This is a genomic window from Bartonella sp. HY406, assembly GCF_025449315.1.
Taxonomy (GTDB): Bacteria; Pseudomonadota; Alphaproteobacteria; order Rhizobiales; family Rhizobiaceae; genus HY038.
Window position 1 is genome coordinate 35865 of sequence record NZ_CP104894.1, and the last position, 15790, is coordinate 51654.

Genomic DNA, 15790 nt, shown 5'->3' on the forward strand with positions numbered 1-15790 from the left:
AGAACAGCTCTTCTTCTCGCAAAAATTCCTATAAACCATTTGGTTTAAATTAATGGGTGCTACCCCTAATAACTATATAATAAATATAGTTTAACTATAAATAAACAATAAGGCCTCTTAAAGGCATTAAAAATCAAGTTCTTTTAAAAGTACTGGCCAATTTTGTTTGCCGCCCAAAATACGAATAATAACAATATTCTCACCAACAAGATTATAAATAATGACATGTTGATGATGGACATGTATATGCACGGGAGGCTCAAAATTATGACGCAAGGGTGCTAAATTGGGCATGATGCTGATCAGCTCAAAAACTGAAACCAATTCATCTAGATATTTGTCAGCTTGATTTTCTGACCATGTTTGCGCACCAAAATGCCAAATTTCTTCCAAATCTTGCTCTGCTTGCGGAGTTAATTGATAGGCCATATCGTTCAAGGTTTTTGGCGCATGCGCTGCTTGAATGCAAGCTTATCAAAAGCCTTTGGCGTACCGCTTTGTAAACCTTCATCAATTGCGCTTTGAAAAGCTTGTGTCGCGATTTGATGTTGCTGGTCTTTGCGGATTAAATCACGAATATAATCGCTGACATTTTGATATCGGCCGTTATCTGATTGCTTTTCAGCCCAGTTTTTCATCTGGTCTGGCAAGGAAACATTCATGGTTGCCATAATATATCCTTTCAAAACTGCATTTTAAAGCATTATATGGCAAAGTTTGCCATGTTTCAATCATTTTAAAGGAAATTTAGCACAAGTTTTGCCAATTGTCATATTTGTCATTATTCTGCCATCCAAACGCAATGTCATTGTCATAACTTATTGGCAAAAGGGTATTTTGAACAATAAGCTCATTTAATATGGCATATTTGCAAAGCGGGAAAGCCATGAATAAACATTTTGATGTTATTATTATTGGCGCCGGTATTGTTGGCCTTGGTTGTGCTTTGGCTGCGGTTAATCGCGGTAAAAAAGTAGCAATTATCGAGCGCAATGCCAAGGCGGTTGGTGCTTCTATTCGCAATTTTGGCTTTGTAACCGTTACAGGACAACGCGCCGGCGCCCATTATAATCGTGCAAAGCGTAGCCGCGATATTTGGGCGGAAATTGCTCCTAAAGCCGGCATTGACGTCTTGCATAAGGGGCTTATTCTACCCGCCTATCGCGAGGAAGCGCGCGACGTTGTCGCTGCTTTTTTAAAAACCGATATGGGCGCAGATTGTAGATTATTGACCAAAACTGAAGCGCAAGCGCAAATTGCCAGCCTTAAATTATCCGGTGATGAAGCAATCTTATATAGCCCCCATGAATTGCGGGTTGAATCCATGACAGCAATTCAAAAATTGGCCCATTGGCTTCATGAAGCAAAGGGGGTTGATTTTTTCTGGAAAACCGCAGCCCTTGGCATTATTGATAATCGCGTGAAAACCAGTCGTGGTAATTTTTATGGCAATACGATAATTGTTTGCCCGGGCGATGATTTTTCATCACTTTACCCAGAGCGCATTGCCCCGCATGCTCTTTCTATTTGCACCTTGCAAATGCTGCGCGTTGCACCTAATGGCGCTGCTAATCTTTCTAATAACAACACCTGCAGATTTAATGCAGCCTTAATGTCAGATCATAGCCTTGCCCGCTATGAGGGGTTTTCTGCTTTGCCACAAGCTGCTGCTCTTGGCGCGCGGTTAGATCGTGATTATCCGTTAAAGCGGCAACTGGGTATTCATTTAATTGCAGTTCAATCAGCCGATGGCTCGCTTGTGGTTGGGGATAGCCATATTTATGGCAATGCACCAGAGACCTTTGCAAAAACAGCCATTGATGATTTGATGATGGAATGCTTGGATGAGATTATTGATCTACCAAAGCGTGAAATTATTAATCATTGGATTGGCACTTATGCCGCATCAAAAACCAAAACAGTATTGGTTGATAGCCCGCAAGATCATGTGCGCCTTGTAATGGTGACGGGTGGCACTGGCGCTTCAACCGCTTTTGCTTTGGGTGAAGAGGTAATGGATGATCTTTTTTGAGGCAACTATTTTACAATGACATATATTTATGCATGCCCTCCTTGGGTAGTGGCGATTGTATCGGCATAACCAATCAATATGACAAAGGCGAAAATTGCGTTACCTTTTATAGCTAAAAAGGGCAAAGATATAGCCTTCATTATTTTGTTGATGAAAATGCTGCTTATATAGATTTCGTGGTGAGGGTAATCGGTATAAGTCAAAGCTGAAAGCAAACCATGCAATATTCAAATGATATAGAAAAACGCATTGGTGAGAAGTGTTTTGATCAAGCCTTCATCTTATCGAGATTTAAAAAACGATAAAGAATAAATTTATCTCCAACACTCTAGGTCCTGACCCTAGCAACTTCATAGGAAAAAAACGTGACACAGTTAAAAGCGGCAATTTTCGATTGGGCGGGAACCACAATAGATTTTGGCTCCTTTGCACCAATGGGTGTGTTTGTTGAAAGTTTTAAAGCCTTTGATATTGATATATCGATTGGCGAAGCCCGTGCGCCAATGGGGTTGCCAAAACGTGACCATATTGTAGCGGTCTTAAACCAACCACGTATTGCCAAGGCATGGCAGGACACACACGGAAAAACTGCTGATAACACTGATATTGATGCTATTTACGCGCATTTTTTACCGCTTAATGAAGCAATTGTCCATAATTATGCTAGCCTCATCCCTGGCACTTTAGAAGTTGTAGCAGAACTTCGCCGCCGAGAGATGAAAATTGGCTCTACCACCGGTTATACACGCTCGATTATGGAGCGTGTTTTACCCCTAACTAAGGCCCAAGGTTATGAGCCAGATAATCTTGTTTGTGCCGGTGATCTACCCTTTGGGCGGCCAACACCGCTTAATATGTATCAATGCTTTTTAGACCTTTGTGTGTGGCCGGCGCATCTCACCGTAAAAATTGATGATACCGGCGTTGGTATTATGGAGGGAGTTGCTGCCGGATCATGGACCATTGGCCTTGCCTTAAGCGGTAATGAAGCAGCTTTAAGCCTTGCAGATTATGAGGCGATGGACAAAAATGCCCGCAATGATCTAATGGCTAAAATTGCACCACGCTTAAAAGCTGCAGGTGCGCATTATGTCATTGAAACTATAGCCGATCTTATACCTGTTATTGATGATATTGAACAAAGGCTTAAAAATGGCGAACGGCCATTTTAAAAGCATCAAGGATCAGTGCTACTTTTTGTACCCATAAGTAAATCTGATGATAATTCATAAACTACCCTTGGTCGCAGTTCCGAGCTGATAAATCGCGCTCATTGCATCATTATAATCAGCAATAATTTTTTGAAAGCTATTTTAACTTGCGGTGTTAACGAAACACTGCAAGTGCCATGCTGTCCTGCTAATTGATTAAGATTTTTGATCGTTGAGATGGGGTTAATGCGAAATGCTAACTGTCTTGACTAGGCTTTGCAATTTAGCTCGTTTTACAACTATCGCAGTTTTCGATACAAACCTGCGATAAATCATTTTTAAAAAATTTAGGGGCTGACACCTGACTTTATATAAGTTAGGGTCTCTTTATGTATGTAAAGCATTGTAAACTAACAAGAAATAAGCAGTTAGAGCTTATGAAATACTTCATTGCGGGTTCAACCGCTAGAACAGCTGCTGATTTGGCTGGTATTCATCGCAATACAGCTGTACGCTTTTTTCATAAATTGCGATGTTCAATTGCCGTAAAACAACAGGAACGTGCGGAACAATTTGCGGGTGAAATCGAATTAGATGAAAGTTATTTTGGAGGTCATAGCAAAGGCATGCGCGGTCGAGGAGCTAGCCAAGTAAAGTTGCTGTCTTTGGTATTCTTAAGCGAGGTGGTCAAGTTTATACACAAATCATCTTGGATGCTAAAACAGATACGCTTATGCCTATAATCCGCCAGAAAATCGTACCGGACAGCATTGTTTATACAGATTGTTGGCGAGGATATAATGCGCTTGATGTTTCAGAATTTAAACATTTCCGCATTAATCATTCAATCTTATTTGCGAATGAAAAGAACCATATTAATGGCATTGAAAATTTTTGGAACCAAGCCAAACGACATATGAGAAAGTTTAACGGAGTTCCAAAAGAGCATTTCAATCTTTTCTTGAAAGAATGTGAATGGCGCTTTAATATCGGTACACCTAAACAGTTGCTAGATGATCTTAAAATCATCCTTAAATCACAATCTTAGGTGTCAGCCCCAAAATTTATAAATAAATTGAAAAATTACATTTCTTTTTTTTCCATATTGAAGTTAAATTATAAAATGGGAAATCATTAAGGGGCAATGATTGGAACTACCTACAAATTTATTAAAAATAATAATGATGATGAGTAAAGAAACGCATCTTTAATAACTAAATTTAGCTCATAAATGCGGTATGCGTTATTAATACTTGACAATTTAACTACGAGGTAGAAGCCATTTCACGTGCTTTTCTTAAAGATTTATCATAGATTTATTCAAGGAGGAGGAATAAATTATGGTTAATTTTGATGAAACTATTGATCGCAAATCTTCAAATTCAATGAAATGGTCATATCCTGATCGTTTTTTGACAAAGCAACAGGTGCAGTTAGATCCACTCCCTATGTGGGTTGCCGATATGGATTTTAGGGTCGCGCCTTGTATTACTTCTGCTCTTCAAAATGTATTAGATCATGGTGTTTTGGGTTATAGCGGTGTGAGTGCCTCCTATAAGCAAGCAATAACAACATGGCAAAAAAAGCGTCATAATTGGCATACTGACCCTGACTGGCTTGTGCTTAGCCCCGGCATAGTTACTATGCTTAACATGATTATACAGGCTTTTACCAACACCAATGATAGTATTTTGGTGCAACCACCTGTTTACATCCATTTCCACCAAGATGTTATTACCAATGGCCGCAAGCTTGTTACTGCCCCTTTACAACTTGTCGGCGAGCGATATGTATTTGACGCTGAGCTTTTTGAAAAGGCCATCACGGCGGATACAAAATTATTTATTTTATGTAATCCCCATAATCCAACCGGTAATGTTTGGTCATCTCACGAGTTAAAGACCATTGGCGATATATGTGCCGCCCATAATGTAATTGTTGTATCTGATGAAATTCATGGCGACCTCATTATGGATCCGGGCAAAAAATTTGTACCCTTTGCTTCACTTGGTGATGAATATGCTCAAAATTCGATTATTTGTACGGCGGCTAGCAAATCTTTTAATCTTGCCGGTTTGCAATGCTCTAATAATTATATTGCAAATCCAGTTATAAGGGAAAAGCTAACCGCCCATATGAAGACTTGCGGTTTAAACTTGATTAATATTATGGGCATGGTGGCGACTGAAGCTGCCTATAGCCAAGGAGAAGAGTGGCTAGAAGACTTATTAAAATATGTTCGTGAAAACCAACAAATATTTGCTTCAAAAGTTAATAATTCTAATTTGCCACTCACCGCATTACCAATGGATTCTCTTTACCTATCTTGGCTCGATTGTCGGCAATTGAACTTATCAGCCGAAGATCTAAACGATTTTTTTCTAACCAAGGCTGGGCTATGGTTTGATGATGGGCGCAAATTTGGTCAAGAAGGACATGGTTTTATGCGGGTTAATCTTGGTTGCACCCGCCAAACATTAAATGAGGCTTTAAAGCGATTGGAGGCGGCATTTCAATAAAACACTACATAAATCCGTAAAATTTTATAAAAATAAAGGGGAAATATTATGGATATAAGTTCAACAACTGCTTTAAATACCAGCAAAACCGAAAAAATTCCGTTTACCCGCTATGATCTTGGTTGGGTAGTCTTATGCATCGGTATGGCAATTGGTGCAGGAATAATTTATCTACCAATTCAAGTGGGATTAAAAGGCATATGGGTATTTTTGGCCGCCTTATTGTTTGCCTACCCTGCATGCTACTGGATGCAAGCACTTTATTTAAAAAGCCTTTCCGAAACAAGTGAATGCGAGGATTACTCCAATGTAATTAGCCAATATCTTGGCAAAAATTGGGGGGTGGTACTCGGTGTTTTATACCTTCTTATGCTGTTTAAAGGCATTTTAGGATATTCCCTTACTATCACTATTGATAGTGCTAAATATTTACAAACTTTTGGCGTTACGGAAGGGCTTTTATCCCAAAATATCTGGTATATTTTAGGATTGCTAACATTTTTGGTGTTGATTGCTGCCCAAGGCGAGCGGCTGCTCTTTAGAATTTCTGGCCCAATGGTGGTCGCCAAAGTAGCTATTGTGGTATTACTTGGCATCGTCATGGTACCCTATTGGGACTTTTCAAACATTCCAGGCTTTCCACCAGTACTCTCTTTTGTTAGGGATACAATTTTAACTTTGCCATTTGCGCTATTTTCTATTTTATTTCTGCAAATTCTAAGCCCAATGAATATTGCCTTTCGCAAAACTGAACCAGATCCACAAAAAGCAACTTATCGCGCATTACGCGTCAACTCGATTGCCTTTATTGTCTTAGTGGTTTGCGTTTTATTTTTTGCACTGTCTTTTACCTTTTCAATTAATCATGAACAAGCAGTTTCAGCAAAGCAGCAAAATATTTCTGCCCTTGCATTGGCAGCGAGTGTCTTAAGCGGTAAAACAATTGCGATTATGTCGGTACTGCTTAATGTCTTTGCGATTGTAACTGCGTTTTTTGCCATTTTTCTTGGTGTTTATGAAGCGTTTAAAGGCATCATTATAAACCTACTTTCACGCATTATGAATGTGGCGAATATACCTAATTTCATTGTACAAATTGGTATTTGTGCAATTATCATTCTTATTCTTTGGGGCTGGGTGGCTTTAGACTTTTCGGTTATTGCCATGATACAATTTCTCTCACCCTTAAATGGCATTGTCGGCTTTATCATTCCTTGTTGTTTAATTTTAAAAGTGCCGGCATTGCGTAAATTTATCACGCCTTCTTATTGGTATGTATTTGGCTTTGGTGTCGTATTTTGCTTTGCACCATTGCTTAAATTTTTTGAATAATGACATATAAAATACTAAAAATGGAACACTTCATGGTGATTAATGAAGTGTTCCAGTGTAGGCATTGGATTAAGCACTAAGCACTTTAGCAACAGCACTTGCAAAACGTTGACATTCTTGGATTTTTAAACCTGCAATATTAATGCGCCCGCCAAGTACTACGTAAATGGCAAATTCTTCGCGCAAGCGATTTACCGCCTGCTCATCAAGCGGTAGGAGGGAAAACATGCCCTTGCCTTTTTCAATATAGGCAAAGCGATCAGGTTCAAAAAATACTGCTAATTCATCAGCTAAGCTTTTGCGCAAGCTATTAATGCGCCCACACATAAGCGCAAGTTCCTGATGCCAATTTTGATAAAGGTTTTTATCAACTAAAATGCGGCGAACAATTTCTGCACCATGATCTGGTGGCATCGAATAGCTAACACGAGCCACGCGACTTAATTGCGATTGCACAGCTTTTTGCGTTGCCCCTTCATGAGAAAAAACAAAGGCAGCGCCGGTGCGCTCACAGTAAAGGGCAAAGTTTTTAGATGCGCTAATTGCTACTAATCCTGCAGGCAAGGTATGGGTAATAATGCGAAGGCCGTCCAAATCTTGTTGTAAATTGCTGCCAAGCCCCAAATAAGCAAGGTCAATAAAGGGAATAAGCTCTTTGCGCAATAATAAATCAGCCACTTGCTGCCATTGCTCAGCGTCAAGATCAACTCCGGTTGGATTATGGCAAACACCATGCAACAGCACAACATCGCCTTTTTGAGCTGTTTCAAGATCTGCCAACATGGCGCTAAAATCAAGGCTTGCAGTTTTTGCGTTATAATAAGCGTAAGTTGCAAAATTATGGCCGCACGCTTGAAAAATAGCGCGATGATTGCCCCATGTGGGGTTGGGTAACCAAATATTTTTTTTGCCATCAATGGCTAAAAAATCGGCAAGTGCACGTAAAGCGCCCGAACCACCCGGCGTTTGCAAGCTAGATAGATTAAGATCATGGCTAAAAATTTTGGTCGATAAAAGATCAAGAAAGCCGATATTGCCCCGAATACCAAGATAGGTTTTGGTTTTTTCATCGCGCAAAATACTTTCTTCAGCAGCTTTTACTGCTTGCATTATCGGCGTGTCACCCTTGTCATCGCGGTAAACACCCACACCTAAATCAATACAATCTTCGCGTGGATCTTTGCGCAAAAGATCCATTAATGCCAAAATTGGATCTCCATCAGCTTCATGATAGGTGCTTAAAAAATTGCTCATTTATACCCTATTTCCTATTTTTCTTTACTACCATAATCTTGGCAATTATTTACCAGAAATTTAAAAGTTTAACAGCAAAGTGGGCAAAAAATCTACGAAAATATCTGCACGTAGATTGTCTACACTTCCTCAAAAAAAATGGGCGGTGGTTATAGTTTACTTATCCATATGCTTAATAATAACATGGCAACAAAAAATAATATGACCAGATGAATTTTTATAATACTAACGATAAGATCTGTCCGTTGGTCTGAAAAACGCCCAGACTGAAGCCCCATACCCCAAAAAATTGCACCTAAAATAATCAAAACTGGAACATTGAAGATCAAAGATAATGAATCAACAAAAATTAAAAAATCAAAAATCGAGTAAGTTAAATCTTCTCCTATATATTTAGTAAAAAAAGTCATACTTGCAAAAGATAACATAAATTTAACTATCGCAAGACAATCTATTATTATAGCTATCCAGATAAAAATATTTTTCTTCGTGGTTACCTGCTTTTCGTTCATAATGTCTCTTAAACTTGTATTATTATAAAAATAATAAAATAACATTTAAAAATTATTTAACAGATTTTTGCCGCAAGCATAAGATCAAATCATTTCTTAGGTGAAATAATTTGCGCAAATAAAGCGTAGGCGTGTTTTTCTTTACTCCTGCTAAAATCGCAGTAGAAAAAGCCGGTAAACCCAATAGACATACTTAATCAGCTCCACTTGTTTTACTTGTGAAAGGAGACTTTTACGCCGTGACTTATCCATTTGACACCAACGGCTTTTTTTCGCAATCTATACCAACTTGTTATTAAAGATGGAACTATGATGGCGCAGTGGCAAATTGAAAATTGCGGTGATAATGAGTATTGTTTTGCTTATTGCGATTATTTATATAATCGCCTCATCCGTATTTTAAAATGTGGCATTGATCTTGAAGATGGCATGTATATTGAGGGCCTTGTCCGTTCATTTAAACAAATTCAAACAATAAATCCTCCTATTTATGATTATTATGCTGAATTGTTTTTGTTTTCTTTATCAGAGTATTTTGCTCCAAAGCTCATCAAAAACATGATTGTTGATCATATACAAAAAGACAAATAAAAAGCCGGCGAAAAAATTCGCCAGCTTTGTGTATTCAACTACTACTCAATGGGCTATGTTTATTTTTGATGATAGGTTTTGCGCGCAAAAGCAAAGAAGCAAACAGCAAGCAAAACAAACCATAATGGTGTATAGATAAGTGCAATACGGGTATCTGCTTCAAGTGACAATAGTGCTAAAATAAATACAAAGAAGGCCATGACCACGTAACACATAGCAACGCCACCAGGCATTTTATAGATTGAAATCGCATGTTGATCTGGACGTTTTTTGCGATAAACCACATAGCTAATGAGAATGATTGTCCAAACAAACATAAACAAAATAGCTGAGATGGTGGTTACAACTGTAAATGCACCCATAACGGTTGGAATAATGGATAAAACTGAATAACCAATCAAGATGCAAAGGCATGAGAATAACAAACCATTAGCTGGGACGCGTTTGCTTGATAATTTGCCTAGAACCTTTGGCGCTCCATCTTTTTCAGCAAGACCATAGACCATGCGGCTGGTTGAGAAAACACCACTATTAGCTGATGAAGCCGCCGAGGTTAGCACCACAAAATTAACAAGGCTTGCAGCAATTGGAATACCAATAAGCACAAACATTTCAACAAATGGGCTCTTTGTTGGATCAACCTGGTCCCAAGGGGTTACCGACATAATAATAATGAGCGATAAAACATAGAAGAAAATAACCCGAATTGGAATTGAGTTAATCGCTTTTGGCAATGTGCGCTCTGGATGTTTCACTTCTGCCGCCGCAGTACCGGCAAGTTCAATACCCACAAAGGCAAAAACTGCAATTTGGAAGCCGGCAAAAAAGCCCATTACACCATTGGGGAAGATATTGCCACCATTCCAGACATTGCTAAGTGAGGTAACATTGCCATTTGGAGAGGTAAAACCGGTAACAATCATATAAACGCCAATGGCAATCAACGCTAAAATAGCCACGATTTTAATTAAAGCAAACCAGAACTCTAATTCACCAAATAATTTTACTGCAACAATATTAAGGATAAAAAATGCGGCAACGCACATAAGCACTGGAATCCATGGATTAAGCCATGGCCACCAGAAATGCGCATAACCGGCAATGGCAATAACATCAGCCACGCCCGTTACAATCCAACATAGCCAATAGGTCCAGCCGATGAAAAAACCGGCCCAAGGGCCTAAAAGATCAGCCGAAAAATCGATAAAGGATTTATATTCGGTATTGGCAAGTAATAATTCACCCATAGCGCGCATGACGAAAAACAGCATAAAACCAATAATCGCATAGACAAGCACAATTGATGGCCCTGCCGCGTGAATAGTTTTACCAGAGCCCATAAATAGACCGGTGCCGATAGCCCCGCCAATCGCAATCAGCTGAATATGACGGTTTTCAAGCCCGCGCTCAAGGTGCTGCTCGTCTGGATTATTTGTTTTTTTTGTCATCCAGTTTTCCCCTTAGTTAAAAACTCGATTTTAAAGAAGTTTGAATGTATAGGATTAGCAAGCCCTTGGCACAATGTAAATTGTTTTCAATTAAAAATAATCACATTTTTGACACAAATTAATTGCGTTTTTTGACGAAATTTATTACTTCTAGAGAAGAAAACGCCGGTTGCGTTACAAATACAACTTAAATATCACCTATTTTATATGATTTATTTGGTATTTTAAGAACCAAAACATAAGACATATACAATTGTTACCTTGTTACCAAATCGCTACATAAAGCCTACAGCCACGAACAAAAGCCTTTGCTAATTCTGCATTACTTAAAAGTTTGGAGCAATTGCAATGGCAATATTTCACGGATATAAAGACGGCGAAGCAAACGAAATTGAAAATAATTTACTTCAAGATGAAGCAAAATATTGTTCGTTTGGCGATACGGTTCATTACGTCAATCCACCAAAAATCTTCGCCGGCTGCGAAGGGTCTTATATGTACGACCTTAAGGGCATTCCTTATCTTGATTTGCAAATGTGGTATTCTGCGGTCAATTTTGGTTATGCCAATCCACGCCTCAATGAAGTGCTAAAACAACAAATTGATACTTTACCACAAACTGCTAGTCAATATTTGCATCCAACCAAAATTGAGCTTGCAAAAACCATCGCTGTAGACATGAAAAACAAATTCGGTCTTGATGGCCGCGTGCATTTCAATGTTGGTGGTTCGCAATCAATTGAAGATTCATTAAAAATCGTACGCAATGCAAAAAATGGCAAAAGCTTAATGTTCGCCTTTGAAGGTGGCTATCACGGCCGCACGCTTGGTGCTTCATCCATCACATCAAGCTACCGCTATCGTCGTCGTTATGGCCATTTTGGCGAACGCGCAATGTTCTTGCCTTTTCCATACCCATTTCGCCGCCCCCGCGGAATGAGCGTTGAAGAATATGGCGAACATTGCGTGAATGAATTTGCCCGTCTTTTTGAAACAGAATATAATGGCGTTTGGGATCCTAAGGCAAGCGAGGCTGAATATGCTGCCTTTTATATCGAGCCCTTACAAGGTACTGGCGGTTACGTCGTGCCACCGCGCAACTTCTTCAAAGGCATCAAGAAAGTTCTTGATCAATATGGCATTTTAATGGTTGTTGATGAAATCCAGATGGGCTTTTATCGCACTGGTAAATTATGGTCAATTGAGCATTTCGGCGTCACCCCTGACGTGCTTGTATTTGCCAAAGCCTTGACCAATGGACTTAATCCGCTTGGTGGCCTTTGGGCGCGGGAAGAATTGATCAATCCTAAAGTGTTCCCTCCAGGTTCAACCCATTCAACCTTTGCATCTAATCCGCTTGGCACTGCGCTTGGCTTGGAAGTAATGCGCATGACCGCCGAAACCGATTTTGAAGGCATGGTTATGGAAAAGGGTGCGCATTTCCTTGAAGGTTTACAAGATTTGCAAAAACGTCATCCTGAAATTGGCGATGTTGATGGTCTTGGTCTTGCTCTTCGTTGCGAAATTTGTAACGAAGATGGCTTTACACCTAACCGTGAATTGCTTGACCGGATGGTTGACATTGGCCTTTCAGGTGATCTTGAATATGAAGGTCAAAAAACCGGTCTTGTCTTGGATGTTGGTGGTTATTACAAGAACGTTATCACCCTTGCACCATCTTTGATGATTAGCAAAGCGGAAATTGATAAGGCCATTGCCTTGCTTGACCAATTATTGAAGCGGGCAAAAGCCAGCATGTAATTTCGTGCGTCGCAATCCCTAGTGATAGGGTGAGAAAAAGAGGTTGTTCAAGTGACTAAGCACAAGGAAATAGGCACGGATAAAGTTATTTATTCGCGCAATAATCTTGAGCCTAGTCATTTGTCTAGCCTCTTTTTTGCTTATTTGCCAAAAGACTTTACAAGCATTGATTTAAATTCTGGTTTGCCTTGCTTTGGCGCTAAGTTTGATCTTTTAACCACGATGGAAAGCGATGCACGAAAGCGTATTGAAAGCCTGCCGTTTTTTAAATTATGGTCGCGGCTTTTAAAATTTAACACGCTTTTTGTCGGCACCACGGTAAGTGAATTTACACCACTACCTGAAAATTTTGAATTTGACAGCTCAGCTCAAGAATTAATAACCAAAGCAAAGACCAATTATCCTTTGGTCATTGTTAAAGATTTGCCACTGCAAAATCCATTGGTACGCCTTAGTGATAGTGATGCAAGTTGCAATTTTTTAAACGCCTTAGAGCGTTGCGGCTTTATCAAGGTTGAGGGGCAGGCGCTTGCCTATGTAAAAACGGATTTTACGTCAATTGATGAATATTTGAACCGTTTTTCAAAAAATCGCCGCAAAGATTTTCGCCGTAAACTTCGTCACCGTAATGAATTGATTATTGATGTGCTTGAAGCAGGAAACTCGTTGTTTTTTGATGAAAAAGCACTTGATCAATATTATAGCCTTTATTTAGAGGTCTATCAGCAAAGTGAAGTCCATTTTGACCTATTAAGCCGTGATTTTTTTGCCAATTTATTGCAAAATCCTGATCCCTCTTTGCGCGTTTTTACTTATAAAACCAAAGATGATCAACTTATCGGCTATAATATTTGTTTTATCCATGACAATAAGCTGATTGATAAATATATCGGTTTTAATTATCCAGCTGCGACAAACTATAATTTGTATTTTTTAAGCTGGTTTATCAATCTTGAATATGCGCTCGCCCATCGCTTAGAATTTTATGTTGCCGGCTGGACAGATCCTAAAGTAAAAGCTTCGCTTGGGGCAAAATTTGCCATGACCCAACATGCAGTTTACATCCGCAATCCAGTTTTGCGGCGGATTTTAAAGCATTTTCGCCATCACTTTGAAAGTGATAGTATGGCTATAGCGCCAAAAGAAAATAACGCTGCTACATCGGTGGAGAATAATCTATGAAGCCAATTATTCTCGATTTTGATCACAGCGTTAAATCCTTAGAGGGTGAAATAAGATTACCGCTTAGCGATTATCAAAAAACTATTCGCTTTGCCGCATCGATGCGCAATTATAAAAAGCTTGGGGCTTATCTTGAAGACCAATTGGGCGACCATCAAGGCCCAGTATTTTTAGGCAGTGGTGACTATCATCATATTAGCCATTTGCTCATTGCACGCCAAGCCAAATTATTGGGTGATAAACGCCTTACCGTGGTTATTTTGGACAACCACCCAGATAATATGCGTTATCCTTTTGGCATTCATTGCGGCTCGTGGGTAAGCTATACGGCTGCACTGCCATTTGTTGACCATGTCCATGTACTTGGCATAACCTCAAATGATATTGGTTTAAGCCATGCAGTTGAAAACCGCTTAAGTCCGCTTATCCGCGGCAAGCTTACCTATTGGTCAACTGGTGTTGATGTTGGCTGGGCAAAATATCTCGGCTTAAAAAATTGCTTCATGAGTTTTAAGAATATTGATGATCTGGTGTCAGCCTTTATCAGCGCGCAAATATGCCAAAATCAGTCAATCTATCTGTCCATTGACAAGGATGTTTTATCTAAAGCAACGATTAAAACCAATTGGGACCAAGGGCAGATGGAAATGCGCCATTTGCAGGATTTAATTGTTGCTTTAAGTCCCTGTATCCGCGCTTGTGATATTACGGGGGAAGTATCTGATTATCAGTATAAAACCCTTGGCAAACGTTTGATGAGCAAGCTTGACGGGCAAAATCCTGTGCCGATCAATGAGCTTGATAGCTGGCAAGAAGAACATCGTATTTTCAATCAAATGCTGCTTGGACTTTTTGCCCGCTTTTGCCCAATCGCGTAAATTAAGAATTAAAATGCGCGTTCCACGAGCACAATAAGTGCAAATCGTGGTTTTTCCTTAGCAATTTCTAATCTTTTTGCAATCTCGTCAGGAGAATTTTTCTGAATATGCATCATTTCAATATGGCTTATAGCACTGGATAAAAAGGGCACCAATGAGCCGGTGAAAGAGTCGCCAACAATCCATAAATTCGTTTGGTTGCTAGCATCTTGATTAATGAGAATATTATTATCAGTAGTTGCAATAGCGCCAAAAGGGAAGGCAACTTCACTACCATCTTCTTTTATAAGCTTGGCACTAGGTGATAGCGACTTATATCTGACACTATAATTATCGTCATCAATAAGTGGAATGGTGATAAGGTTAGCAATAGATACAATATCGCCGGTAAGAGATTTTGTTAATTCAATTTCATAGGCTGGCGGAGGGTTCAAATTCCATTTTTGCAATAGCTTTAATACAACAAGCTCACCTGCTTTTAAATTCCAATGGGTGTCAGTGCGGGAATATAAAACACCTTGGTCTTTATGATCAATAAGATCTTGTGTCGGATCATAAACATTAACACCATCTTTTTGCATTTGTGTTAAAATAGGTGTTATATATCGCTCGGGTGCGGGTTTAAATATTGATGGCAAATATTCAGGGTAGATACTTTGTTTATCAGGCCCAACCAGAAATATTGTTTTTATTCCATGTTTTGCAAATACATTTGCATAAGCTTCAAGTTTTTTTATGCGTTTTGCTGAAGCACGTTCATCAAAGCGTTTGTTGCCGGTAAATTTATCAATGGTGTTTTCAAAATTATTGCCTAAATACAACCAATTTTCTTGCCCTTTAAAAGCCTTTTGTGGATCGATATTATCATTAAAAGCAAGAGCAATATCTCTATTTATACCTATAAGATTAGCGCGGGCTGGAAAACTATCTGAAACGAATTTATCTATATTTGCAAAATACCCCTTGACTGATTCAGAACGTGCATTTTCAATTTTTAAAGGAAATGTTGCAGCTTCGCGTCTTTCGTCAATAAGCAAGCCACCTGTCGGTTTAAAAAAAAGCAATAGTGGGACAGTAAATATTGCTAATAGGAAAAGACAAGAGATTATGTTTTTAATAGTATTTTTCAT

At 39.2% G+C, this 15790-nt stretch carries 14 protein-coding genes and 1 pseudogene; 9 read left to right on the forward strand and 6 right to left on the reverse strand.

Annotated features, from left to right (window positions below; all coding sequences use genetic code 11):
• Positions 1-126: 126 nt before the first annotated feature.
• Together N6B01_RS13940 and N6B01_RS13945 are read right to left on the reverse strand one after the other, a co-directional pair.
• On the reverse strand, positions 127-429 hold the full coding sequence (locus N6B01_RS13940; protein WP_262080909.1) for a type II toxin-antitoxin system RelE/ParE family toxin: 303 nt from the start codon (positions 427-429) through the stop codon (positions 127-129).
• A gap of 5 nt (positions 430-434) precedes the next feature.
• Positions 435-671: a type II toxin-antitoxin system ParD family antitoxin gene (locus N6B01_RS13945; protein ID WP_182419911.1), complete on the reverse strand. Its 237-nt coding sequence runs from the start codon at positions 669-671 to the stop codon at positions 435-437.
• A 215-nt stretch (positions 672-886) separates the two neighbouring features.
• On the opposite strand from N6B01_RS13945, the gene N6B01_RS13950 reads away from it, so the two are divergent.
• The 5 genes and pseudogenes from N6B01_RS13950 (at position 887) to N6B01_RS13970 (ending at position 7034) form a co-directional block, all read left to right on the forward strand.
• The gene (locus N6B01_RS13950; protein ID WP_262080843.1) at positions 887-2032 is read left to right on the forward strand and encodes a TIGR03364 family FAD-dependent oxidoreductase; all 1146 of its coding nucleotides are present in this window, start codon (positions 887-889) and stop codon (positions 2030-2032) included.
• A gap of 365 nt (positions 2033-2397) precedes the next feature.
• A complete protein-coding gene (phnX, locus tag N6B01_RS13955) occupies positions 2398-3204 on the forward strand; it encodes a phosphonoacetaldehyde hydrolase (RefSeq protein WP_262080844.1) in 807 nt (268 codons plus the stop codon).
• A gap of 368 nt (positions 3205-3572) precedes the next feature.
• Positions 3573-4231 (forward strand): annotated as a pseudogene (locus tag N6B01_RS13960) (IS1595 family transposase).
• Positions 4232-4523: 292 nt separating this feature from the next.
• On the forward strand, positions 4524-5702 hold the full coding sequence (locus tag N6B01_RS13965) for a MalY/PatB family protein (protein ID WP_262080845.1): 1179 nt from the start codon (positions 4524-4526) through the stop codon (positions 5700-5702).
• Positions 5703-5747: 45 nt separating this feature from the next.
• A complete protein-coding gene (locus tag N6B01_RS13970; protein ID WP_410007273.1) occupies positions 5748-7034 on the forward strand; it encodes an amino acid permease in 1287 nt (428 codons plus the stop codon).
• A 69-nt stretch (positions 7035-7103) separates the two neighbouring features.
• Here the strand turns inward: N6B01_RS13970 and N6B01_RS13975 are convergent, their stop codons facing one another.
• Together N6B01_RS13975 and N6B01_RS13980 are read right to left on the reverse strand one after the other, a co-directional pair.
• Positions 7104-8288: an amino acid aminotransferase gene (locus N6B01_RS13975; RefSeq protein ID WP_262080846.1), complete on the reverse strand. Its 1185-nt coding sequence runs from the start codon at positions 8286-8288 to the stop codon at positions 7104-7106.
• 149 nt (positions 8289-8437) lie between these two features.
• On the reverse strand, positions 8438-8800 hold the full coding sequence (locus N6B01_RS13980) for a hypothetical protein (protein ID WP_262080848.1): 363 nt from the start codon (positions 8798-8800) through the stop codon (positions 8438-8440).
• Positions 8801-9112: 312 nt separating this feature from the next.
• On the opposite strand from N6B01_RS13980, the gene N6B01_RS13985 reads away from it, so the two are divergent.
• Entirely contained in the window at positions 9113-9391 is a 279-nt protein-coding gene (locus tag N6B01_RS13985) for a hypothetical protein (protein ID WP_262080850.1), read from the forward strand.
• 59 nt (positions 9392-9450) lie between these two features.
• Here N6B01_RS13985 and cycA read toward each other — a convergent pair whose 3' ends face one another.
• Positions 9451-10839, reverse strand: a complete 1389-nt coding sequence (cycA, locus tag N6B01_RS13990; RefSeq protein WP_182419919.1) for a D-serine/D-alanine/glycine transporter — start codon at positions 10837-10839, stop codon at positions 9451-9453.
• 348 nt (positions 10840-11187) lie between these two features.
• Between cycA and N6B01_RS13995 the strand changes: the two genes are divergently transcribed.
• Genes N6B01_RS13995 through N6B01_RS14005 form a run of 3 tightly spaced genes read left to right on the forward strand, consistent with a single transcriptional unit; the run spans position 11188 to position 14660 of the window.
• Positions 11188-12600 carry an aspartate aminotransferase family protein gene (locus N6B01_RS13995; protein ID WP_262080852.1) on the forward strand — a complete coding sequence of 471 codons (1413 nt, stop codon included), beginning with the start codon at positions 11188-11190 and terminating at the stop codon, positions 12598-12600.
• A gap of 51 nt (positions 12601-12651) precedes the next feature.
• The gene (locus N6B01_RS14000) at positions 12652-13782 is read left to right on the forward strand and encodes a GNAT family N-acetyltransferase (protein WP_262080854.1); all 1131 of its coding nucleotides are present in this window, start codon (positions 12652-12654) and stop codon (positions 13780-13782) included.
• On the forward strand, positions 13779-14660 hold the full coding sequence (locus tag N6B01_RS14005; RefSeq protein WP_262080856.1) for a hypothetical protein: 882 nt from the start codon (positions 13779-13781) through the stop codon (positions 14658-14660). The genes N6B01_RS14000 and N6B01_RS14005 overlap by 4 nt, the downstream gene beginning before the upstream one ends.
• A gap of 8 nt (positions 14661-14668) precedes the next feature.
• Here N6B01_RS14005 and N6B01_RS14010 read toward each other — a convergent pair whose 3' ends face one another.
• Positions 14669-15790: an alginate O-acetyltransferase AlgX-related protein gene (locus tag N6B01_RS14010; RefSeq protein WP_262080857.1), complete on the reverse strand. Its 1122-nt coding sequence runs from the start codon at positions 15788-15790 to the stop codon at positions 14669-14671.

Excerpts from the sequence above, each read along its gene's own strand:
- N6B01_RS13940 (WP_262080909.1), bottom strand. The coding sequence starts at position 429 with ATGGCCTATCAATTAACTCCGCAAGCAGAGCAAGATTTGGAAGAAATT.
- N6B01_RS13945 (WP_182419911.1), bottom strand. The coding sequence starts at position 671 with ATGGCAACCATGAATGTTTCCTTGCCAGACCAGATGAAAAACTGGGCT.
- N6B01_RS13950 (WP_262080843.1), top strand. The coding sequence starts at position 887 with ATGAATAAACATTTTGATGTTATTATTATTGGCGCCGGTATTGTTGGC.
- N6B01_RS13965 (WP_262080845.1), top strand. The coding sequence starts at position 4,524 with ATGGTTAATTTTGATGAAACTATTGATCGCAAATCTTCAAATTCAATG.
- N6B01_RS13975 (WP_262080846.1), bottom strand. The coding sequence starts at position 8,288 with ATGAGCAATTTTTTAAGCACCTATCATGAAGCTGATGGAGATCCAATT.
- N6B01_RS13980 (WP_262080848.1), bottom strand. The coding sequence starts at position 8,800 with ATGAACGAAAAGCAGGTAACCACGAAGAAAAATATTTTTATCTGGATA.
- N6B01_RS13985 (WP_262080850.1), top strand. The coding sequence starts at position 9,113 with ATGGCGCAGTGGCAAATTGAAAATTGCGGTGATAATGAGTATTGTTTT.
- cycA (WP_182419919.1), bottom strand. The coding sequence starts at position 10,839 with ATGACAAAAAAAACAAATAATCCAGACGAGCAGCACCTTGAGCGCGGG.
- N6B01_RS13995 (WP_262080852.1), top strand. The coding sequence starts at position 11,188 with ATGGCAATATTTCACGGATATAAAGACGGCGAAGCAAACGAAATTGAA.
- N6B01_RS14005 (WP_262080856.1), top strand. The coding sequence starts at position 13,779 with ATGAAGCCAATTATTCTCGATTTTGATCACAGCGTTAAATCCTTAGAG.
- N6B01_RS14010 (WP_262080857.1), bottom strand. The coding sequence starts at position 15,790 with ATGAAAAATACTATTAAAAACATAATCTCTTGTCTTTTCCTATTAGCA.